The following is a 23,141-nucleotide window of genomic DNA, read 5'->3' as shown; positions in this document are numbered from 1 at the left end:
GTCATCTCGCTTCCTATTTGCGTAGCACGCGAAGGGCGCCGCCCAATGCGACACGAAGCCAGTCCGGGCGATGTGCGAGTTCGTAGTCGATTTCATAGAACGCTTTCTCGAGCAGGAAGAACCGCAGCGCTCTGTCGGTGTCGTCCTCGTCCTGCGGCCATAGCCGGGGATCGGACATCGCATCACGGTAGGCGGTCAGGAAGGTTTGCGTCGCCTCGTCGCGCCATGCCGACAAGGCTTTGGCCAGTCGGCCGTCGTCGTCCGTTCCGCTCTTGAGGGCGCGCTCTTGCGCTGTGGTGACGGAATAGTCGATGGACCTGATCAGCCCGGCGACATCGCGGGCCGCCGGCGCCTTCATTTGCCGCTCGGGGAGGCTTCGACGGGGCTCGCCTTCAAAGTCGATGATAAAGACATCGTCGCGGACGACGAGGATCTGCCCGAGGTGAAAGTCGCCATGATGCCGAATGTTGTACATTTGAATTGAGGGCGGCAGCAGCTCGGTGAGCCGGCGATGCAACGCTGGGCGGATGCTTAAAATTTCGTCGGCAAGAAGCCGATCCGAATCGGAAAGCTTGGCTTGAGCGAGGCGATCGAACGTTTGCCCGGCGCGCACCATAAAACGATCGATGAGGTGCGCGACGTCCGAAGGAGCCACAGGTTCAGGGCGGAAATTTGCGATGTCGTCGCGGCTGGCCAGCGCGACGTGCATTTCCGCGACGCGCTTGCCGGTTTGCATCATGTAGCGCTGATACGCCGCCTTCTCTTCAAGTGCCGGAGCCGAATCGCTCGCTCCGACCAACCGCTGCTCGTCGATAAAGCGATCCAGTGCACCGCTGCTGACGGTCCATGCGTCACCCTGGTTGCCGACAAAGGCATGGACGATGGCGACGGTGGCCTGGACATCGGGTCCCGTCAGTTCGGCGCTGCCGAGCAGGGCAGGCGTATTGGCGAATCCGGCGACGTCGGTCAGGAAGCGTCCGACTTCCACTTCCGGATTGATGCCGTTTTCGAGCTTGCGGTAGATCTTGACGACGAACTTCTGGTCCACCAGCGCGGTGCTGTTGGATTGTTCGGTCTGGACGGCGCGCACGTTGGCAATCGGCTCTTCCGCAATCGAGGCCAGCCGTTCCGTTGGATGGTAGGCAAGCCGCAATTTGCCTTCCTCAAAGATCGCCCGGTGCCGCAGATCGTCGATGATGCCGGCGATCAGGTCGTTCTCATGGGCCGCGTCGATCAGGGTTCCCTCGCGCGAGCCCTGCCGCACGGCGGCGATGTTCTTGGCGTCATAGTTGCGCCGGTCGAGCCGATCCCATCGAATTCGGATCGGCATCGCGTATCGTCCCGATTGCCCCCGATAAGTGACGTCGAAGATCACCAGCCATGGCCGTGACACCTGGTCTTTCGTGAGCGGTATCGCCGCCGGGACACGCGCGGTGATGGCGCCGGCCGACCGCTCGGGGAACCAGCGCGAGCGGGCGAGATACGAGGGCAGAACGTCGCGCTCGAAGATCGATCGGGTCCGCGCCAGCGACATCCAGGTCGAGCCCAGCGGAACCACGAGGGTCTCATAGTCGGGCACGATCATTGGCGCGACATTTGGCGACGGCGGCTTTTCGTTCAGCCGGAACCAGTAGAATCCGTAGGGCGCCAGCGTGATCAGATAAGGCAACTCGCCGATATCTGGAAACGTCGTTCGTCCCAGCATTTCGAGCGGTGAGCGGCCCTTCCAGTGCGACAGATCGAGTTCGGAAGCCTGTGCCGATCGCGACAGGTTCGCGACGCAGAGCACGACCTCGTCGTCGTATTGCCGCACGTAAGCGAGAACGCTGCGATTCGAGGACCGCACGAAGGACATGGTGCCACGGCCGAAGGCGTAGCTGGATTTTCGTACCGAGATCAGCTTCTTCATCCAGTTCAACAGCGAGAACAGGCTTCGCGACTGCGCCTCGACATTGACGGACTCGTAGCCGTAGACGGCATCCATGACCGGAGGTGCATAGAGCCGCGCGGGATCGCATCGCGAAAATCCGCCGTTGCGGTCCGGTGTCCACTGCATCGGGGTGCGGACGCCGTTGCGATCGCCAAGATAGATGTTGTCGCCCATCCCGATCTCATCGCCGTAATAGATGATCGGGGTGCCGGGGAAGGACATCAGCAACGAATTCATCAGCTCGATCTTGCGCCGGTCATTGTCCATCAAGGGCGCGAGGCGGCGGCGAATGCCGAGATTGATGCGCGCGCGTGGATCGGCGGCATAGGTCGACCAGAGATAATCGCGCTCGATATCCGTCACCATTTCGAGTGTCAGCTCGTCATGGTTACGCAGGAACATCGCCCATTGGCAATTGCCGGGAATATCGGGCGTCTGCCGCAAGATGTCGGTGATCGGAAAGCGATCTTCCTGCGCGATCGCCATATAGATGCGCGGCATCAGCGGGAAATGATAGGCCATGTGGCACTCGTCGCCATCGCCGAAATAGGACTGGACATCCTCCGGCCATTGATTGGCTTCGGCCAGAAGCACCTTGCCCTTGGCGTAGGCGTCGAGTTCCGCGCGAATGTGTTTGATCACCGCATGGGTTTCGGGAAGATTTTCGTTGTTGGTGCCGTCCCGCTCGCAGAGATAGGGAATGGCATCCAGCCGAAAGCCGTCGACGCCTGCGTCGAGCCATCGCTTCATCACCTGAACGACCGCCCTGACCACGCGTGGATTGTCGAAATTGAGGTCCGGCTGGTGCGCGAAGAAGCGGTGCCAGTAGTAAGCATTGGCCTCGGCATCCCAGGCCCAGTTCGATTTCTCGGTGTCGGTGAAAATGATCCGCGTGTCCTGGTATTTCTTGTCGGTGTCGCTCCAGACATACCAGTTGCGCGCGCTCGATCCCGGCGGGCTGCGCCGGGCGCGCTTGAACCACCTGTGCTGGTCGGAGGTGTGATTGATGACGAGTTCCGTGATCACCCGAAGGCCGCGCCGCTTCGCTTCGGAGATGAAGCGGCGGAATTCCTTCATCGTGCCGAAGTCGGGGTTGATCGAACCGTAATCGGCAATGTCGTATCCATCGTCGCGTCCCGGGGATGGATAGAACGGCAGCAGCCAGAGTGTAGTAACGCCCAGTTCCTGAAGGTAGCCAAGCTTGTTGGTCAGACCGGCGATGTCGCCGATGCCATCGTTGTTGCTGTCGGCGAAGGCCTTGACATGAAGTTGATAGATGATGGCGTCCTTGTACCAGAGATCGTCGGTCTGGACATATCTGTCGGCATCGATTTGGGTCATCTCATTCATGACGGACCTCACGCCAGACAGCGAAACAAAAGCGCGGGATCGCGGAGCGGATCGATCCTCAAGCGCACGCCGCCCCACTCGATGGCGTGCCGCTCGCCGGTCATGAGGTTTTCCAGCGCGACCGGAGGCCTCGATTCGTTGGCGGTCCGGATCCGGATTGAATCCAGCGGCAGCCAGAATTCACAGCCGTCGCGCGACAGCGCGATGGCGCCGACGATCGTGTTGCTCGCGTCCGTGGTTTGCTTGGTGAACGCGACGATCTGGTCGTTGTCGATCGGGATAAATCTCAGATTGCGGGTTTGCAGGAACGCCGGGTTGGCGCGGCGCGCCTGATTGAGCGCGGTGATGTAGGGCTTGATGTTGCCGGGTGCATTCCAGTCGCGGACTTTGATCTCGTACTTTTCGGAATTGAGATATTCCTCGCGTCCCGGAATGGCTTCGTGCTCCAGAAGCTCGAAGCCGTTGTAGATTCCATAAGTGCTCGACAGCGCCGCCGCCAGCGCCACGCGCGACTTGAACATCCAGGATTCGCCGCTTTGCAGGTGGAAGGGCAGGATGTCCGGCGTGTTGACGAAAAAATTCGGCCGATAGTAGTCGCGCTCGGGATATCCCGTCAGCTCGTTGAGATAGGACTCGATCTCCCACTTCCGAGTGCGCCAGGTGAAGTAGGTATACGACTGCGTGAAGCCGAGCTTCGCCAGGCCCTTCATGACTTTCGGCCGGGTGAACGCCTCGGCGAGGAAGATGACGCCGGGGTCTTTCGTCTGGACCTCCCGGATCAGCCATTCCCAGAAATTGAGCGGCTTGGTGTGCGGATTGTCGATACGAAAGATGCGCACGCCCTGATTGACCCAGAACAGGATAGTGTCCCGTAGCACATTCCACAGCGAGCCTGCATCGTCGCAACCGAAATCGGGATTGACGATGTCCTCGTATTTTTTCGGAGGATTTTCCGCATAGCGCATCGAGCCGTCAGGACGCCGCTTGAACCAGTCGGGATGCTCCGTCAGCCAGGGATGATCGGGCGAACACTGCACCGCGATGTCGAGGGCGATCTCCATGCCGTGGGTTTTGCAGGCGGCGATCAGATCGCGGAAGTCGTCGAAGGTGCCGAGGTCCGAGTGGATCGCATCGTGCCCGCCCTCCTTGGCGCCGATGGCGTAGAGGCTGCCGGGGTCGCCCTCGGCGGCGGTCAGCGCATTATTGCGCCCCTTGCGATTGATCCTGCCGATCGGATGAATCGGCGTAAAATAAAGAACGTCGAATCCCATCGCGGCGATATCGGGGAGGCGGGCGATACAGTCACGGAACGTGCCGTGCTGGCCGGGGACCGCGCTCTGGCTCCGGGGCACCATCTCGTACCATGCTCCCGCCGCGGCGAGGCCGCGGTCGATCGTCAGCGGGTAAAGCTGCGATCGCGTGAGATCGCCGCGTTCGCGGCTTTCGGTCATCGCGCTCGCGAGTTCCGGCACCAGCAGGCTCGCGGGATCGCCGCCTTTCAGATAATCCTCGCACTGACGAACAATGACCGTCGTGGCTTCCTTGCCGCCATACTGCGCGCGCGTCAGTAGCGCGGCGCCCTCCAGCGCATCGAGCGCGACGTCCTGGCCGGCCTTCTGCTTCAGCTCGAAGCCATGCTTCCATGTGGCGAATTCATCGGTCCAGGCCTCGATGGCGTAGACATAACGTCCGGGTTCGTTGGGCGCGAAGCTGCCGAACCAGCGATCGTTGTCGTGCAGGGTCATCGGCGACTTGTGCCAGTCGCGGTCCTCTTCGCGCCGCCAGATCAACTGAGCGGCAATGATGTCGTGACCGCTTCGGAATATGTCCGCCCAGACCTCGACGGGGTCGCCTGCAAGCCGCTTGACTGGAAATCGTCCGGCGTCGACGTTGGGATACACGTCCTCGATGTGGAAGCTGCCCGCCGCTGCGCCCCGTTCGCCCGCCCGCAATGGTATGTTTTTTTGTGTCGATACGGACATCACGCGCCGCCAACCCACTTGTGAATGAAGGACCCGTCTATTTAACCCTCCCGTCGCTGCAAAGTTCCCGATGGAACCGCGATCTTGTTATGGCGTTGCCTCTCTTTGTACGAGACTCGTGTCCGGACGAATTCACGGACAGGCGTGCCGGGGTTTGAGGCGTGGGGATGGATGTTTATTCAAAAGCGCGCGACCTTGGCATCGATCTGGAATTTGTGGACGGGCAGGGCCACCGCCATGTGGTGAACGGCGAGCGGCTGAGCGCCATTCTCGATGGTTTGCCGTCTCTTTCGCAACGTCTCTATCTGAAGCAACCCGTTGTAATTGTAATCGGCTCCGGCGCGTGTCGCGTGCCGGTGGACGCCGCAGCGAACGGAATCGGTTGGCGGATCGTTGAACGTAATGCGGTGGTCGCGCGAGGACGCGTGGCCGGGGCGACAATCGAACTACCGCAATCGATGGCAATCGGCGCCTATCGGCTGGAGCTTGAGATTGGTAGCGGCGATACGTTCGATGCAGTTCCCTTGCTGGTGACGCCCGCGGTGGCCTATCAAGGTTCGTTCGATCGGGTCTGGGTGCTGTCGGTTCAACTGTATGGGCTGTCATCGTCGCGCAACTGGGGAATTGGCGATTTCACGGACCTCGCCGCGCTGATCGAATTGGCCGCCGAATGGGGATGCGCGGGAATCGGACTCAATCCGCTTCATGCGCTGTTCGATGATCGCCCCCTCGAATGCAGCCCCTATGCACCGAACAGCCGGCTGTTCCTCAATCCGCTTTACATCGACCCTGAGCGGTTGCCGAACCTTCCGCGCGCGTGGCTGGCGCAGCATCGCGAGCAACTCGATCAGGCCCGCCACGGCGAACTGATCGACTACGCGGCCGTCGCGGAATTGAAATTCGCCGCGCTCCGGCACGCGTTCGAGACCTTTAGCACCGCAAATACGACCGCTCGAGTCGAATTCGAGGCGTTCAGGCACGACCGCGGCGAATTGCTGCAACGCTTTGCCTGCTTCGAGGTGCTGCGGCGGCAATTCGGCTCGCTGCCGTGGTGGCAATGGCCGGAAGAGTGGCGCCGCCCAGACGGTACGCGAATCCAAGCCTTTCGAAACGGTCCGCGGCGTGCAGAGGTTGAATTCGTGGAGTTCGTGCAATGGTGCGCGGCGGCCCAGTTGCAGTCATGCGCCGACCTCGCCGTTGAACGCGGAATGGCGGTCGGCCTTTATATCGATGTCGCCGTCGGCGTTCAGCCCGGCGGGTTCGACGCCTGGAACGAGCAGAATGCCATCTCGCGCGGGCTTTCGGTTGGTGCGCCGCCCGATCAACTCAACACGGCCGGGCAGAACTGGGGACTGGCGGGGTTCAATGCTGCTGGACTCGAGGCGAGCGACTTCGCACCGTTTCGGGAGATGCTGCGCGCCTCGATGCGTTTTGCGGGAGCCATACGGCTGGATCACGTCCTCGGCCTCAACCGACTCTATCTGATACCGTCCGGTGCGTCGCCGCGGGATGGCGTGTATGTGGAGATGCCGTTGGAGGCGCTGCTCGGCGTCATCGCGCAGGAGAGCGTCAGTCAGCGCTGCATCACGATCGGGGAGGATCTGGGAACGGTGCCGGACGGCTTTCGTGACACTCTCGCGGATTGGGGCGTGTGGTCCTACAAGGTGATGATGTTTGAGCGCGGCCATGACGGCGCTTTTATCGGGCCGTCGAGTTATGCCGCAAATGCCCTTGTCACTTTCAACACGCATGACCTCGCGTCGTTTGCAGGCTGGCAATCGCATTCCGATCTCAGGGTCAAGCGAGAGCTTGGTCTCGATCCCGGCGAGACGGACGCGGTGCGGGCGGATACGCTCCTTGCGTTCGAATGGAAGATGGGCGAAGAACATATCGCACTGAGGAATTTTTTCGGGGTCGTCGAATTTCTCGCGCGTACGCCGTCGCGCATTCTCGCGGTCGCGCTCGACGATCTGATTGGATTGAAGGATCAACCGAACATTCCAGGCACGGTGACCGAGCACCCGAACTGGCGGCGGCGGCTTCCGGTCGAGCTGAACGATCTCGGCCTTCGCATCGATCTCGACGCACTTCGGCACGCACTCCGCGACCGCTGAAGCGCCACGCTGTTCGCAATGAGGCGCGCAGGCCACCGCTCCGCGCCGTCACAATGTGATTCGAGAACTTTTCAGGGATAGCCGTTCAGCATCAATCGATCTGGACGGACTTCCCAGCTTTCGAGCCGATTGAGAAAACTCATCCCCAGCAGGTTGGTTTTCATCTGGCCGCGCGGAACCACCAGCGCGGGCACGGATCGCTCGACGAGCTTGCCGACCGCAAGCCGGTCAAGCGTCAGCCGCGCCGCGCGCGCATGCCCGCCGGCCGTCTCGACATCGACGTCGTAATTCAGCAATTCCAGCGGCAACCCCGCCGCTTTCGCGGTCTCGTAGGTGAGGACGACGGAGGTTGCGCCGGTGTCGATGATCATCGATGTTTTCACACCGTTGATCTTTGCGTGCAGACTGAAATCGCCACCCTGGGCGCGGGGAATCTGGACGCTGCGTGGCGGCCCCGCGCCGGCCTCGCGCAGCATGGTGGAGACCAGGTTTCCCGCAGCCGATATTCGCGCGGGATCGCCATAGGCGACCACGGCTCCCGCCGTCGCCGCCAGCATTCCGATCACGAGCAGGATACGGATCACAACGCACCTGCCATGTTTTCGGCTACGCGCATGATCTTATCCGAAAGCTGGTTTCCACTTTTCGGGATCATGCTCTAAAGGCCCGTGCCGGCATTCATGATCGGCTTGTTCCGCAAGCGGTGTCTCGCATCCGCTGCCGGATCGGCCGTTTGTGCGGGTTGAAGCGGCGGAGCTTCCTCCGCCATCGGCGCGAGAGCGGACATCACGCGCTCCGGCGGAAAGGTGACGATGACTTCGGTGCCGATACGGAGCTTGGACCGCAGGGTGAACGTACCGCCGTGCATGTCGATCAGGCTCTTGGCGATCGGCAATCCGAGACCTGCGCCTTGCTCTGCGGACTTGATCGAATTCGTCCCTTGTCCGAACGACGCCAGCACGATCGGGATTTCGTCTTCCGCGATCCCGGAGCCGCTGTCCTTGACGCTGAGGTATTGCCCGCCTGAAGCGGTCCATCCCGCCTTCAGCCAGATCTCCCCGCCCTGTGGCGTGAACTTGATCGAATTCGACAACAGATTGAGAACGATCTGGCGCGTGGCGCGCTCGTCGCCCCAGATGCGCGGCATACCTTGTTCGAACACCTCATGAATGGTGATGCCGCGGCTGGAGGCTCGCAGCTTCAGCAGGTGGTGACAGTCCGCGACGACATGGACGAGAGACACTGCTTCTTCGTTGAGTTCGTAACGGCCGGCCTCGATCCGCGACAGGTCGAGGATCTCGTTGATCAGATTCAGCAGGTGAACGCCGGAATTATGAATGTCGGCCGAATAGCTCTTGTAGACCGCGACCGCGTGCTCGCCGAAAATTTCGCTCTTCATCACTTCGGAGAATCCGAGAATGGCGTTCAGCGGCGTCCGCAGTTCGTGGCTCATTTGCGCGAGAAATCGTGATTTTGCGACGTTGGCCGATTCCGCGCGATGTCGCGCTTCATCCGAAATGGCCTTGGCCTGCTCCAGTTCACCGATCAGAGCGTCCTTTTCCGCGCGTGCTTCGAGTGTCGCCAGCGTCGTGGAATGCAGGCGATGCGCAAGCAACGCGAAGTAACCCTCTGCGGCCAAAGCGAGAACGGCGAGAATGTAGTTGTTGAAGGTGCCGCCGATCGCAAACTTCAGTGCGATCGCCGAGGTCACCGGGGCGGTCGCGGCAATGGCGGCAATAGGCAGACTGGCGGCGAGCATGCTCGATACCGCTACGACCAGCAGCATCAGAAACATCATCAGGGTATTGGTGACCGGGTCTGTACCGGCTGGATGAATCAGAATCATCGTCCAGCACAGGCCGTACAAAAGATCGAGCAGGATGAAACGCGCGCGCCATTTGCGCGAACTGTTGAAGGACGATGGCTTCTTGAGGTAATTGTTGCAATTGTAGATGGTTACGGCGTGGATGCAGAGCATCCCGAACGTCCATACGGCCGCCGACGCAGGCTCCATCCAGAAGCCGAACAGCACGCCGGTCGCGACCACAAGCAGCATCACGACGAACGACGCCGACAGCCGTGTTTGCGCGTACTGCCGGAGCAGTTCGTGATCGAATGCCGGGCGGGTTCCGCTTGTCGAGGTCAACCGGTCCCGCGCCTCGCGGACCCGCTGCGTGGCGGCGCGGCGATGGCGTGCGGACGGCACAATCGCGGGGGCGACCGGAAGCTGGACGACTTCAGGTTTATCGGCGGGGGTACTCATCAACAAACACAAATCCTGCACGCGGCCGCGCGAGCCTTTACTCGCCTAATTCTGGCGCTAAATCATTAAGGGCTACCTTAAAGAGCAGGATATTCCGGTTAACTGGAGGTTAATTCCCCTGCGAATACGACATTTGGCGGCAATCGACCCGGGCCGCGGCCATCGTGAATCCAGTAGCCCTTAACGCTCGAGCCGCGCCAGAAGACTGGACGTGTCCCAGCGGTGGCCACCCATTGTCTCGACTTCCGCGTAAAAGGCATCCACCAGGCTTGTGACCGGAAGGCTGGCGCCGTTGCGGCGGGCCTCAGCGATGCAGATCGAAAGGTCCTTGCGCATCCATTCGACGGCGAAGCCGAGATCGAACTTGCCTTCGCTCATCGTCTTGTAGCGGTTTTCCATCTGCCACGATTGGGCAGCGCCCTTCGAGATCACTTCGACCACCGAATTGACGTCGAGTCCCGCCTTCTTGGCAAAGTGGATGCCCTCGGACAGCCCCTCCACGAGGCCGGCAATGCAGATCTGATTGACCATTTTGGTCAACTGACCCGCGCCGGCCGGGCCAAGCCGTTTGCACATCCTGGCATAGGCTGCGATGATCGGTTCGGCACCGGCGTAAGCATTCTCCGTTCCGCCGCACATCACGGTGAGAACGCCGTTTTCGGCGCCGGCCTGTCCCCCCGAGACCGGGGCGTCGACAAAGCCGAAGCCGCGCCTGGTCGCCTCGGCATCGAGTTCGCGCGCGACCTGAGCGGAGGCGGTCGTATGATCGACAAAAATTGCGCCACGCTTCATTCCGGCAAAGGCGCCGCCGGCGCCGATCGTGATCGCGCGCAAGTCGTCGTCGTTGCCGACGCACGCCATCACGAAATCCTGACCTGCGGCAGCCGCTTCCGGCGTCGGCGCTGTTTTCCCGCCGAATGTCTCAGCCCATGCCTTGGCCTTGGCCGGCGTTCGATTGAACACGGTCACCTCGTGGCCGCCCTTTGCGACGAGATGTCCTGCCATGGGGAATCCCATGACGCCGAGACCGAGAAATGCGACTTTAGCCATGTCCGAACCTTGTTCACTGGGTTTTCGCCATCATCGCGGCTGAGCCTGCTGAACGGCTCTTTTGCGGATCAGAGCGGGATGGGGATGCTGCGATCAGCAGGTTGCAAAAAAAATCTCGCCAACTGTGCGGCCGCCCAGCATAATCCTTGAGACTCCAGCGGCAAAGACCGGAAAATCCTGAAACAGCGGGACGTGGCGTTGACCGGGGTGAGGCGGGTAGCCATGTTGAGCCTGTTTTGAAGCAAAGTGCGCCCCCGGAGAGACGACTTGAACGTAACACCGCAACAGGTTCTCGATCGACTGGCCGGCGTCCTCTCTCCCCGCGGTGTGGCACTGACCGGCGCCGACGTTCTGTCGGAGATCGTTGTCAACGGCGACAAGGTGTTTTTCTCCATCAACGTTGAGGCGTCGGAGATCCGGGCATGGGAGGACGTTTGCGCCCAGGCAGAGGTGGCCGTCCGCGCGATCCCGGGAGTGTCGGTTGCGATGGTCGCCTTGACCGCCGAACGCAAGCCGGGCAGCGCCGCTCCGCCGCGACGGTCGGCGCAGGGGATTCCTCCTGTGTCGACACATCGCACGCCGCAAAATCCGGCGGCAGGTTCGCCGATGGCGCGACAGGCGGATATTCCCGGAGTTGCCGCTGTCATTGCCGTTGCATCCGGCAAGGGCGGCGTCGGCAAATCGACTACCGCGCTCAATCTCGCGCTGGGCCTGCGCGATCACGGCCTGCGCGTCGGTCTGCTCGATGCCGATATCTATGGGCCCTCGATACCGAGACTGACCGGTATTCGGGAAAAGCCGCATTTGAACGACGACAAGAAGATGGTCCCGATCGGGCGTTTTGGCCTCGCGATCATGTCGGTCGGCTTTCTGGTCGAGGAAGAAAGCGCAATGATCTGGCGCGGTCCGATGGTGACGTCCGCGATCAGGCAGATGCTGCGGGATGTCGCCTGGGGCGAACTCGACGTTCTGGTCGTGGACATGCCGCCTGGGACCGGCGATGCGCAACTGACGCTGGCTCAGACCGTGCCGCTCAAGGGCGCCGTCATCGTTTCGACGCCGCAGGATTTATCGCTGATCGACGCGCGGCGCGGGCTGGCGATGTTCAGAAAAGTCAATGTGCCGGTTCTCGGCATTGTCGAAAACATGAGTTTCTTTCAGTGTCCGCATTGCGGGACGCGAAGCGATATTTTTGGCCACGGCGGCGCGCGACAGGAGGCGGAACGGCTGGGGGTGCCGTTTCTGGGCGAAATCCCGCTTCACATGTCGATTCGCGAGACATCCGATTCGGGTCATCCGGTGGTGGAGAGCGAACCTGACGGACCGCACACGGCGATCTATCGCGTCATTGCCGGACGTATCCGCGACCGGCTCCAGGGTGCGACCGCCGCAGCATAGAGCCCCGTTTCATAGGCCGTTCCGATTTTGATTTATGGACCATCGGACGGCATGCCGTGCGTTTTCAACGGCCGAACTCTCTGTTAGAGATCGCGCTAGGGCGTTTCGTGTTTTTGACAGAACCGCTTTGCAACGTCATTGCCGGACATAGCGGTTCGAAGAACGGCGTCGCTTCCGCTTGTCTATGCGGCAATCCATCTTTCGTCAAAAAGTATTGGGTGCGCGGATCAAGTCCGCGCATGACGATTATTGATTCCGTCAAAAGCAGAAAGACTCTAGAGTCGACTCCGGTTGTGCTGAAGCCGCGCGCGTCTGCGACCGCTCGCTCGAATTCAAAAGAAACATCCTCATAAGGAGAGTCCGTATGAAACGTCGTGATTTTTTGAAGGTTTCAGCAGCCGGCGCCGCTGTCGCGGCCGTAGCCTCGCCGGCAATTGCACAATCGGCGCCCGAGATCAAATGGCGCATGACGTCGAGCTTTCCGAAGTCGCTCGATACGATCTATGGCGGCGCCGATTATTTCGTAAAGCAAGTTGCGGAAATGACCGACAACAAATTTCAAATTCAGCTCTTTGCTGCCGGAGAGATTGTCCCCGGATTGCAGGCGTTCGATGCAACGGCCAACAATACGGTCGAGATGAGCCACACGGTGTCCTATTATTATGTCGGAAAGGATCCGACATTTGCGATCTTCGCGTCTGTCCCGTTCGGTCTCAACACGCGTCAGCAGAATTCCTGGCTGTATCAGGGCGGAGGGAATGAACTCGCCAATGAGTTCTTCAAGAAGTTCGGTGTCATCGCTTTTCCCTGCGGCAACACCGGCACGCAGATGGGTGGCTGGTTTCGCAAGGAGATCAAGACGGTCGCCGACTTGTCGGGCCTGAAGATGCGGATCGGCGGTATTGCCGGGCAGGTGCTCCAGAAGGTCGGTGTCGTACCGCAGCAGCTTGCCGGCGGTGACATTTACCCCTCGCTTGAAAAAGGCACGATCGATGCGGCCGAGTGGGTCGGCCCATACGACGATGAAAAGTTGGGTTTCCAGAAAGTCGCGAAGTACTACTACTATCCCGGCTTCTGGGAAGGCGGCCCGACGGTTCACGCTTTTTGCAATCTTGAGAAGTGGAATACGTTGCCCAAGACCTATCAGGCGATCCTGATGAATGCCGCGGCCAACGCCAACACCTGGATGACGGCTCGCTATGACATGCAGAATCCCGGCGCCCTCAAGCGGCTCGTCGCAGGGGGTACGCAACTACGGCCGTTCAGCAACGAAATCCTTGATGCCTGCCTGAAAGCCACGAATGAGTTGTGGGGTGAGATTTCCGCGACGAATCCCGGCTTCAAGAAGACCATCGAGACCATGCAGGCCTATCGCTCCGACGAGTACCTGTGGTGGCAGGTGGCTGAATATACCTACGACACTTTCATGATCCGATCGCGCACGCGCGGCTGATCGCGCAAGTCGTAGACTGTCAGCGCCGGGGCGCCCGGCTTTCGCAAAAAAAAGCCGGACGTCGTTCCGTCACTCCCGCTCGTCGCCGATCGTTCTCTTCGGAGAACTCTTTCCGACTCGCATTAATGATTCAGTTATTGCCGTGTTTCGGCCCGGGACCGAAATCGAGCGGTGCCATCTCGATATCGGGGACCTCGATCTTGATCTTGTTGAGATCGACAGTCGTCGGTTTGCTGAGCAGGCTCGTCACCGTCGCGGGGAACGCGATGACAAGAACGACCATGATGACCTGCAATCCGATCCAGGGCATGGCGCCCCAGTAGATGTCGGAGCTCTTGACCTCGCGCGGCGCGACGCCGCGCAGGTAGAACAATGCGAAACCGAACGGAGGGTGGAGGAACGAGGTCTGCATGTTGACGCAGATCATGACGCCGAACCAAATCAAGGCGGCGTCCGCGCCGACGATCGGAGCGAGAAGCTTCTGGGCCACCGGCGCGATCATCGGCAGGATGATGAAGGCGATCTCGAAGAAATCGAGGAAGAACGCCAGGAAGAAAATGAAGACGTTGATGAAGACGAGAAAGCCCCACGCGCCGCCCGGCAGCGACGTCAGCAGGTGTTCGAGCCACTCGCCGCCGGATACGCCGAGAAACACCACGGAGAAACAGGTCGAGCCGATCAGGATGAACGTCACCATGGTGGTGAGGCGCATTGTCGATTGATAGGCCTGTTTGATGAGGTCGCGAAGCTCGGGAATGCGGACGGCTTCCAGACCGATCCACACGACAGCGAGATAGGTGACGGCGAACGCGATCTTGAAGACCGGTCCCTCGGGCACGAAGATCCCGACGAGCGTGCCGATGCCGCCCGCGATCGCGCCGACGATCAGGAATTTCCGGCCGGTGCTGCTGAAATCCGTGTGGTGAATGGCCGCCAGCACGATAGCACCCACGGCGCCCATTGCACCTGCTTCCGTCGGCGTCGCAAGCCCCATCATCATGGTGCCGAGCACGACGAAGATCAGGACGGCGGAGGGAATGATGCCCATCAGGCACTTGCGCCAAAGCGGCCAGCCGGTGAGCGTGCGAAATTCCTTCGGCACCGGGGGGACATGATGGGGTTTGAAGAGGCCGAGCAGGAACGTGTAGCCGACGAACAGCACGATCTGGAACAGCGAAGGCCCCCAGGCACCGAGATACATGTCGCCGACCGACTTTCCGAGCTGGTCGGCGAGAACGATCAGCACCAGGGAGGGCGGAACGAGCTGGGTGATGGTGCCGGATGCCGCCAGCACGCCCGTGATGTAGCGAATGTTGTAGCCGTACCGCATCATCACGGGCATCGAGATGAGCGCCATGGCGATCACCTGAGCGGCGACCGTACCGGTGATGGCGCCGAGGATGAATCCGACGAGTATGACCGAATATCCCAGACCGCCGCGGATGGGTCCGAACAGTTGGCCCATCGAGTCGAGCATGTCCTCCGCGAGGCCACAGCGTTCGAGCACCGATCCCATGAACGTGAAAAACGGAATCGCGAGTAACAATTCGTTGGACAGCACGCTGCCGAACACGCGCCCCGGAATGGCCTGAAGGAAATTCAGGTCGAAGAAGCCAAGATGGATGGCGAGGAAACCAAATGAGAGTCCGACCGCAGCCAGTGTGAAGGCTACCGGAAAGCCGATCAACATCGCCAGAACCAGGCCGCCGAACATCATCGGCGGCATCATCTGGAGCGTAATCATTGAGTCGGTCTCTCGTACCTGGCGTCGATCGTGACAACGCCTAGTAGCGCCGCGACGCGCTTGATCACTTCCGAGACGCCTTGAAGCGCGAGCATGACGAATCCGACCGGGATGACAAGTTTGATCGGCCAGCGGACCAGACCGCCGGCATTGCCGGATATTTCGCCGACCGCGTAGGACTGCATGAAGAACGGCCACGACAGATAGCTCAGCAACAGGCAGGCCGGAATGAGAAGGAAAAGGGTGCCTATGAGATCGAGCCAGAGCTTGCCGCGCTCGGACAGGAACATATAGAAGATCTCGACGCGGACATGTTCGTTGCGTTTGAAGGTGTACGACGCTCCGAACATCACGAGGACGGCGAACATGTACCACTGCAATTCGAGCCAGCCATTGGAGCTGTAATCGAAGGCATATCGGACCATCGCATTGCCGGCGCTCACCAGAACGGCGAGCAGCACCAGGATATTGCAGACATATCCGACCTTTTCATTGAGCTGGTCGATGGCCGCGCTGAGAGCCAGTAACGGACGCATCAGACCTCCTCGCGGCGACCGACCGCGATCGCGGAAGCCGGGCTCCCGAACCTGCATCGCGCGCGAAAAGCCGCAGATACCGTCTCCCTCATGGTGCCACTGCGGGCCTCGCCGCATCCCCAGAATGCAGCGGGCCTTCGGGACGCGCTACGATAAAGCGCACCATTCCAGCGCGACGTTGCCGCCGTCAATCGGACGTTTGGTAATATTCTGGGGGTTTGTCGAGCGGTCGGGCCGTCACGAAAACAGGCGCTGCCGCCTAGCCGCCGGTTACGCTCATGTGCCGGCTTACGCTCGGACGGTTGTGACGGTCGATGATGAAGTCGTGGCCTTTCGGCTTGAGGCCGATGGCGCGATCGATCGTCTCATACAGCAACTCGTCGCCGGCCGATGCGCGGAGCGGCCGCCGCAGGTCCGAGGCGTCTTCATGGCCGAGGCAGGTATGCAGGGTGCCCGTACAGGTGATGCGGACGCGGTTGCAGGATTCGCAGAAATTGTGAGTCATCGGTGTGATGAAGCCAAGCTTCCCACCGGTTTCGCTTACCTTGACGTAGCGGGCGGGGCCGCCCGTATTGTCGTCGACGTCGGTGAGGGTGTACTGGCCGGCGAGCCGCGCGCGCAACATGGACAGCGGCAGATACTGGTCGGCGCGGGACGCGCCGATATCGCCCATCGGCATGACCTCGATGAGGGTCAGTGCCATGCCTCGGCCGTGCGCCCACTCCATCAGGGATGGAATTTCGTGGTCGTTCAGGTTTTTGAGTGCGACCGCATTGATCTTGACGGCGAGGCCCGCGGCTTGCGCGGCATCGATGCCGGCCATGACCTTCTGGATATCGCCCCAGCGCGTGATCTCGTGAAACCTGGCCGGGTCGAGCGTATCGAGCGACACGTTGATCCGCCGCACGCCGCAATCCTTCAGCTCGGCCGCGAAACGGGCCAATTGCGATCCGTTTGTCGTGAGCGTCAGTTCGTTGAGCGCCCCGGTCCCGAGGTGGCGGGACAAGGAGCGTATCAGCGACATCACGTTGCGACGAACCAGTGGTTCGCCGCCAGTCAGCCGCAGCTTGCGCACGCCCTTGGCGATGAATGCCGAGCACAGGCGATCGAGTTCTTCCAGCGTGAGCAGGTCCGCCTTCGGCAAAAACGTCATGTCTTCGGACATGCAATAGAAGCAGCGAAGATCGCAGCGATCCGTGACCGACACGCGCAAATAGCTGATGGTCCGGCCATACGGGTCGACCATTTTCCGGGAGTCCGAAGTCTCAGCGAGGGTAGAAAAACCGGTCATTCAATTTGCCTTGTCGCAACGGCGTAAGTGGTACTGTCCTGCAATGTAGGCGCGTTGTAGCTGCCATACAATGCGCAATGCGCCGGGTTACGGTTTGCTGCGGTGCGCAAGAAATTAATGCTCCGGGGCGGGCGCAGGAGCGGCGGTTGGTTTAGGGAAAGGCGACGCCGCCGCCGCTTTGGGTGCGCGCGGTTTGCGTGGCCTTTTCTGCACCGGTTTCGGCGGCGTCACCGGCTGCAGTTCACGGACCACCGGGTTAGGGTCGGCCGTCGTGGTCGCACGGGATGTCAAACCACGAGTTGAATTCCATAAGCTAAATCAGCCGGTTACGTTCAGCGTCTCGGCCTGTAGCGCGGCGACGGCGTCCGGCAGCTCCCTCATGTGGCCGATGAGGCGATCGGGTTTGAGTTCCGCGATCGGGACCTCGGTATAGCCGAACGTGACCCCAATGACCGGAATCCCGGCCCGGCGCGCTACCCCTATGTCGGGGCCTGCATCGCCGACCATGATGGTGGCCTTCATGCTTCCGCCCGCGCGCGCGACCGTTTGCTGCAAAATCGCCGGATCCGGTTTGGATACGCCAAAGGTATCGCCCCCGCAGATCGCAGAAAACCGCGAACTCAATCCCAACTGGTCAAGCAGCAGCTTGGCAAGCGGTTCCAGCTTGTTGGTGCAGACCGCGAAACGGTATCCTCGCGCCGACAGGTCGTCGAGCGCCTCGATGAGTCCCTCGAACGGACGCGATGCGTCGGCGATATGCGCCGTATAGTAGTCGACGAAGTCGCCCATCATCCGCGTGACGTCATCCGGCGTCGCGGCGCGATCCTCATGTTCGAGGCCGCGTTCGATCATGCGGCGAACCCCCGCGCCGATCATCGAGCGAGCCGTCGGCAACGGCAGCGTGCGCAGACCCTCACGATCCAAAACGAAGTTGAGCGCGGCGGCGAGATCTGGCGCGGTATCGACCAGCGTCCCGTCGAGGTCGAATACGACCATGGGAGGGGGGGAAGATGTCATGATGGCGGATCGGTACCCGCCTCCCGCCGGACATGCAAGGGCGACTTGCGGATCTGGTCGGGTGCTGGAATCGAGACGTCCGGAAAACGCCCGATTGCCCTGTTCCTTACGGTGGAACGACGCTAATGTGGTGGCTTCCCGGGTTCGCTTGTCCTTGCGGCACCCCTTGACGCGAACTTTGGAATCAAAAAGGGGCGCCAGCAACCCCATAACCACAGAATTATGATGCGGGTCCGGAGTTCGCTTGACCGAATTCCCGAACCACCCCGGAATGCCTCGCCGGACAGGGCGCGGCTGCGCAAAATCGAGGTCGTGATGACGTTGGATGCATTGAAAAGACAGGCTGCGGCGCGTGCCCTTGAATACGTCGAGGACGGCATGAGGCTGGGTCTTGGAACGGGATCCACCGCCAAGCATTTTGTCGAGCTTCTGGGCGAGCGCGTCCGGGACGGGCTGAAGGTTGTTGGGGTGCCGACCTCCGAATCAACGCGAGCCGATGCGGAGCGGTGCGGCATTCCCCTAACCACGCTGGACGACCTCGACCGGCTCGATCTGACGGTCGATGGCGCCGACGAAATCGACGCCGATTTGAATCTGGTCAAGGGCGGCGGCGGGGCGCTTCTGCGCGAGAAGATCGTGGCTGCGGCGTCGGAGCGCATGATCGTGATCGCGGACGAGACAAAGTGGGTGGCGGGGCTTGGCCGCTTCCCCCTGCCGATCGAAGTCATTCCCTTCGGGCTCGCGGCGACGCGACGTGCCATTACCGAGGCGTTTGCGAAAGTCGGCGCTTCCGGTCAAATGGTCGTCAGAAAGGGGCTTGACGGCCATGCTTTCGTCACCGATGGCGGCCACTGGATTTTCGATGCCCATCTCGGGCAAATACCCGATGCATCCCATCTGGCCGGGCTGTTGAATCCGATACCTGGCGTCGTCGAGCACGGCCTGTTCATTGGCCTCGCGCGCGTGGCGATGTTAGCGGGCGCACAGGGAATTCGCGTTGTTGAGCGGCGATAGCACCGCAACCAGGAGAATTGAGATGAAGGGTCTTTCAAGGTTTCTGCCGGCGGCTTGCCTTGCCGTGGCGCTGGTGTTCTCAGGCAGCGTTCAGGCTCAGAAGCCCGCGCAACCGACAGCCGCCGCAATCGCTTCGGCCAAGGAACTTCTGACGCTGAAGCACGCGGACGCGATGTACGCGAATGCCGTTCCGGGCATGGTCGAGCGGACCAAGACCACGCTGCTTCAATCCAACTTGAACTATCAGAAGGATCTCAACGAGGTCGCTCTGATCGTTGCCAAGTCGCTGGCGGGCCGCGAAAAGGAGATCGGTGACGGCATGGCGAAGATTTATGCCAGCCATTTTACCGAGCAGGAGTTGAAGGACCTGGTCACGTTTTACAAGTCTCCGCTGGGGCAGAAGTTGATCGCGCAGGAGCCCAAGGCGATCGAGGCCAGCATGGCATTCATGAACAATTGGGCGCATCAGTTCGCGGGCGTGGTGAACGGAGCGTTTCGCGCGGAAATGCGCAAGCGCGGCAAGGAAATCTGAGTTCGGTCGAGCTCCGGCATGGCTGATTTCGACGTCGATCTGTTCGTCATCGGCGGTGGATCGGGCGGCGTGCGCGCTGCGCGCATCGCTGCCGGATATGGCGCGCGCGTCATGATTGCCGAGGAGTACCGGATGGGCGGCACCTGCGTCATCCGGGGGTGCGTGCCGAAGAAGCTGCTTGTCTATGGATCTCACATCCGCCACGACATAGAGGATGCCGCCGGTTTCGGCTGGTCGATCCCGTCCGCGACGTTCGACTGGCCGACGCTGATCGCCAACAAGGACAAGGAGATCGCCCGGTTAGAGGCGGCCTATACCTCCAATGCCGAGAAGGCGGGCGCGCGCATCGTCAAGACGAGGGCGGTGTTCGAGGATCCGCACACGCTGCGACTGGCGACGGGCGAAACCGTCCGCTCGAAGCATGTTCTGATCGCAACGGGCGGCGCGCCCAACCACGGGCGGGCCATTCCCGGCATCGAACATGTGATCTCCTCCAACGAGGTGTTTCACCTCACGGAGTTGCCGAGACGAATTGCGATTCAGGGCGGCGGATATATTGCGCTCGAGTTTGCCTGCATCTTTGCCGGATTCGGCAGCGATGTGACGCTGATCTATCGCGGCGACAATATCCTGCGCGGTTTCGACGACGATGTTCGCGCGCACGTTCGCGCGGAGATGGAGAAAGACGGCATCACGGTCCTGACGGGCTGCACCGTCGACAGGGTCGATCGGCAAGGCGACGAATTCACGTCTCATTTGTCGAATGGGTCGAGCGTTGCCTCCGATCAGGTGCTGTTTGCGATCGGCCGGCATCCCAACGTTGCAAATCTCGGTCTCGAGAACGCGGGCGTCGCCATCAATCCGAACAACGGCGGTATTGCCGTTGACGGCTTTTCGCAAACCAACGTGCCGCACATCCATGCGGTCGGCGATGTCACGCATCGCTTCAACCTGACTCCGGTTGCCATCCGCGAGGGCCACGCGTTTGCGGATACGGTGTTCGGCAACAAGCCCACGCGCGTGGATCATGCGGACATCCCGACCGCGGTCTTCTCGCAACCCGAGGTCGGCACGGTGGGCCTGACCGAGGCGCAGGCGCGCGCGCAGTTCACCAACGTCGATATCTACAAGACGACCTTCCGGCCGATGAAGGCGACAATGTCCGGTCGCGATACCCGTATCCTGATGAAGCTTGTCGTCGATGCGACGACGGATCGCGTGCTGGGTTGCCACATCGTCGGCGATGGCGCCGCCGAGATGGTGCAGGTTCTCGGTATTGCGATCAGGATGAAGGCGACCAAGGCCGACTTCGACGCGACGATGGCATTGCATCCCACGGCGGCCGAAGAACTGGTGACGATGCGGACGCCGACCGCACGCCACGCGCGTGAAGCGGCGGAGTGAAAGGCTTTAGTTCGGCTTTAACGGCATCAAAGCCGGGCTCCAGCTTTTCGCCGGAGCCCCGCGGTGCTGGCAGAAATTCCGCAAATACGAATTCGGCTTTTGCCGCAAGCTCTTGTACGGTAAGACTTAATTCCAACTGGCGCAGCGTGGCCAGCCTGTATATATACCGGCTCCTCACGACCAGCTAGAGAGTCTGATTCAACTGTATTGAATCAGACTCCAGCCGTATCCTTTTGATTGAGCATGATCTTATCCGAAAACCGGTTCCCACTTTTCGAGATCATGCTCTAAGCGACTGTTTTTGCTCAGGAGTTGACCTCATGTCCGAGCGGTGGACACCCGATAGCTGGCGCACCAAGCCGGTGCAGCAGATCCCGGTTTATCCGGATGCGAAGGCATTGGGTGAAGTCGAGGCGCAGCTTGCCGCGTTTCCGCCGCTGGTTTTTGCCGGTGAGGCGCGCAATCTGAAGAAAGTCCTGGCCCGAGTCGCAAACGGCGAGGCGTTTTTGCTGCAGGGTGGCGACTGCGCCGAGAGCTTCGCCGAACACGGCGCCAACAACATCCGCGACTTCTTCCGTGTGCTGCTGCAGATGGCGGTGGTTCTGACCTATGCCGGCGCGCTGCCGGTAGTGAAGGTCGGCCGCATTGCCGGTCAGTTCGCCAAGCCGCGCTCCTCGCCGGTCGAAAAGGTCGATGGCGTCGAATTGCCGAGCTATCGCGGCGACATCGTCAACGACATCGCGTTCAACGCGCAGTCGCGAACGCCGGATCCGCACCGTCAACTCATGGCCTATCGGCAATCGGCGGCGACGCTGAACCTGCTGCGCGCCTTCGCGACCGGAGGTTTCGCCAATCTTGGCAGCGTGCATCAGTGGATGCTGGGTTTCCTGAAGGATTCCCAGCAGTCGCGGCGCTACAAGGAACTGGCCGATCGTATTTCCGACGCGCTCAATTTCATGCGCGCCTGCGGGCTCAACCTCGAGAGCCATCCGGAACTGCGGGCGACCGATATCTATACCAGCCACGAGGCGCTGCTGCTCGGCTACGAAGAGGCCTTGACGCGGATCGATTCCACAACCGGCGACTGGTATGCGACATCGGGCCATTTCATCTGGGTCGGCGATCGCACCCGTCAGCTCGACCATGGCCACATCGAATATTTCCGCGGCATCAAGAATCCGATCGGCCTGAAGTGTGGCCCGTCGCTCAAGCCGGATGAACTGTTGAAGCTGATCGACGTGCTCAATCCGGACAATGAGCCGGGGCGTCTGACGCTCATCGGCCGCTTCGGCTCGGACAAGATCGGCGATTATCTGCCGCAACTGATCCGCGCGGTGCAGCGCGAGGGCCGCGCTGTCGTATGGTCGTGCGATCCGATGCACGGCAACACCATCACCGCGACCAGCGGCTACAAGACCCGCCCGTTCGACCGCATCCTGTCGGAGGTCAAGTCGTTCTTCAGCATTCATGCCGCGGAAGGCACGCACGCCGGCGGCGTTCATCTGGAAATGACCGGGCAGAACGTCACCGAGTGCATCGGCGGCGCACGCGCGATTACGGACGAAGATCTCAACGACCGCTATCACACCGTCTGCGATCCGCGCCTGAACGCCGAGCAGTCGATCGACATGGCATTCCTGATCGCCGAATTGCTCAGACACGATCGGGAAGGCAAGGTCAAACCGATCCCCGCGGTCGCGGGGTTTTGAGATTGCGTTTATGGCGCGCCACCATCAATAGCTGGAACGGATTGATCTTTGCCATCCGTTCCGAACATGCCATCCGGGAGGAATTGTTCGCGCTTCTGCTGGCATTGCCACTGGCGTGGCTTGTCGGAGCAACAACGGTCCGCCGTATCGAACTCGTTGCGGTGGTCCTGCTGCTTCTGGCGGTTGAGCTTTTGAATACTGCGATCGAAAAATTGGCGGACCGATTGACGACCGATCACGATCCGCAGATCGGGCACATCAAGGATATGGGCTCGGCTGCAGTGGGCGTGGTGCTGCTCATCATCGGTCTGACCTGGGGCAGTGCCATCGTTGAACGCATGGGTCTTCTTTAGG

General features: G+C 60.9%; 17 protein-coding genes. 8 read left to right on the top strand and 9 right to left on the bottom strand.

The genetic code is table 11. The features are described from left to right. Window positions 1-13: 13 nt before the first annotated feature. Window positions 14-3,280 carry a maltose alpha-D-glucosyltransferase gene (treS, locus tag V4R08_RS06535; protein WP_335578601.1) on the bottom strand — a complete coding sequence of 1,089 codons (3,267 nt, stop codon included), beginning with the start codon at window positions 3,278-3,280 and terminating at the stop codon, window positions 14-16. 8 nt (window positions 3,281-3,288) lie between these two features. Continuing rightward, the gene (locus V4R08_RS06530; protein ID WP_335578600.1) at window positions 3,289-5,262 is read right to left on the bottom strand and encodes an alpha-1,4-glucan--maltose-1-phosphate maltosyltransferase; all 1,974 of its coding nucleotides are present in this window, start codon (window positions 5,260-5,262) and stop codon (window positions 3,289-3,291) included. 167 nt (window positions 5,263-5,429) lie between these two features. On the opposite strand from V4R08_RS06530, the gene malQ reads away from it, so the two are divergent. Beyond that, the gene (malQ, locus tag V4R08_RS06525; protein ID WP_335578599.1) at window positions 5,430-7,376 is read left to right on the top strand and encodes a 4-alpha-glucanotransferase; all 1,947 of its coding nucleotides are present in this window, start codon (window positions 5,430-5,432) and stop codon (window positions 7,374-7,376) included. Window positions 7,377-7,447: 71 nt separating this feature from the next. Here the strand turns inward: malQ and V4R08_RS06520 are convergent, their stop codons facing one another. The 3 genes from V4R08_RS06520 to V4R08_RS06510 form a co-directional block, all read right to left on the bottom strand. Continuing rightward, complete coding sequence (locus tag V4R08_RS06520; protein ID WP_335578598.1) at window positions 7,448-7,960, bottom strand: TIGR02281 family clan AA aspartic protease; 513 nt, start codon at window positions 7,958-7,960, stop codon at window positions 7,448-7,450. Window positions 7,961-8,034: 74 nt separating this feature from the next. Then, the gene (locus V4R08_RS06515) at window positions 8,035-9,639 is read right to left on the bottom strand and encodes a sensor histidine kinase (RefSeq protein ID WP_335578597.1); all 1,605 of its coding nucleotides are present in this window, start codon (window positions 9,637-9,639) and stop codon (window positions 8,035-8,037) included. 180 nt (window positions 9,640-9,819) lie between these two features. Beyond that, window positions 9,820-10,689: an NAD(P)-dependent oxidoreductase gene (locus V4R08_RS06510; RefSeq protein ID WP_335578596.1), complete on the bottom strand. Its 870-nt coding sequence runs from the start codon at window positions 10,687-10,689 to the stop codon at window positions 9,820-9,822. A 267-nt stretch (window positions 10,690-10,956) separates the two neighbouring features. On the opposite strand from V4R08_RS06510, the gene V4R08_RS06505 reads away from it, so the two are divergent. After that, window positions 10,957-12,087, top strand: coding sequence for an Mrp/NBP35 family ATP-binding protein (locus V4R08_RS06505; RefSeq protein WP_335578595.1), 1,131 nt, complete (start codon window positions 10,957-10,959; stop codon window positions 12,085-12,087). A gap of 364 nt (window positions 12,088-12,451) precedes the next feature. Next, window positions 12,452-13,540, top strand: coding sequence for a TRAP transporter substrate-binding protein (locus tag V4R08_RS06500; protein ID WP_335578594.1), 1,089 nt, complete (start codon window positions 12,452-12,454; stop codon window positions 13,538-13,540). 130 nt (window positions 13,541-13,670) lie between these two features. Here the strand turns inward: V4R08_RS06500 and V4R08_RS06495 are convergent, their stop codons facing one another. The 4 genes from V4R08_RS06495 to V4R08_RS06480 form a co-directional block, all read right to left on the bottom strand. Next, a complete protein-coding gene (locus V4R08_RS06495) occupies window positions 13,671-15,284 on the bottom strand; it encodes a TRAP transporter large permease (RefSeq protein WP_335578593.1) in 1,614 nt (537 codons plus the stop codon). Beyond that, entirely contained in the window at window positions 15,281-15,820 is a 540-nt protein-coding gene (locus V4R08_RS06490; protein ID WP_335578592.1) for a TRAP transporter small permease subunit, read from the bottom strand. Before V4R08_RS06490 ends, V4R08_RS06495 begins: the two co-directional genes overlap by 4 nt. Before the next feature lie 259 nt (window positions 15,821-16,079). Next, window positions 16,080-17,111, bottom strand: coding sequence for a GTP 3',8-cyclase MoaA (gene moaA / locus V4R08_RS06485; protein WP_335578591.1), 1,032 nt, complete (start codon window positions 17,109-17,111; stop codon window positions 16,080-16,082). Between the two features lie 318 nt (window positions 17,112-17,429). Further along, on the bottom strand, window positions 17,430-18,128 hold the full coding sequence (locus V4R08_RS06480; protein WP_335578590.1) for an HAD family hydrolase: 699 nt from the start codon (window positions 18,126-18,128) through the stop codon (window positions 17,430-17,432). Window positions 18,129-18,443: 315 nt separating this feature from the next. On the opposite strand from V4R08_RS06480, the gene rpiA reads away from it, so the two are divergent. From rpiA to V4R08_RS06455, 5 genes are all read left to right on the top strand, one after another. Then, window positions 18,444-19,142 carry a ribose-5-phosphate isomerase RpiA gene (gene rpiA, locus V4R08_RS06475; protein WP_335578589.1) on the top strand — a complete coding sequence of 233 codons (699 nt, stop codon included), beginning with the start codon at window positions 18,444-18,446 and terminating at the stop codon, window positions 19,140-19,142. A 22-nt stretch (window positions 19,143-19,164) separates the two neighbouring features. Further along, window positions 19,165-19,674 carry a DUF2059 domain-containing protein gene (locus V4R08_RS06470; protein ID WP_335578588.1) on the top strand — a complete coding sequence of 170 codons (510 nt, stop codon included), beginning with the start codon at window positions 19,165-19,167 and terminating at the stop codon, window positions 19,672-19,674. Between the two features lie 18 nt (window positions 19,675-19,692). Then, entirely contained in the window at window positions 19,693-21,078 is a 1,386-nt protein-coding gene (gene gor, locus V4R08_RS06465) for a glutathione-disulfide reductase (protein WP_335578587.1), read from the top strand. A 320-nt stretch (window positions 21,079-21,398) separates the two neighbouring features. Beyond that, window positions 21,399-22,787: a class II 3-deoxy-7-phosphoheptulonate synthase gene (locus V4R08_RS06460; RefSeq protein WP_335578586.1), complete on the top strand. Its 1,389-nt coding sequence runs from the start codon at window positions 21,399-21,401 to the stop codon at window positions 22,785-22,787. 2 nt (window positions 22,788-22,789) lie between these two features. Continuing rightward, window positions 22,790-23,140, top strand: coding sequence for a diacylglycerol kinase (locus V4R08_RS06455; RefSeq protein WP_442935679.1), 351 nt, complete (start codon window positions 22,790-22,792; stop codon window positions 23,138-23,140). Window position 23,141: the final 1 nt, after the last annotated feature.

The sequence above is a fragment of the Nitrobacter sp. NHB1 genome, from assembly GCF_036964665.1.
Classification (GTDB): Bacteria; Pseudomonadota; Alphaproteobacteria; order Rhizobiales; family Xanthobacteraceae; genus Nitrobacter.
The sequence above is the reverse complement of the archived record's forward strand: the minus strand, read 5'-3'. Positions and strand labels throughout refer to the sequence as shown.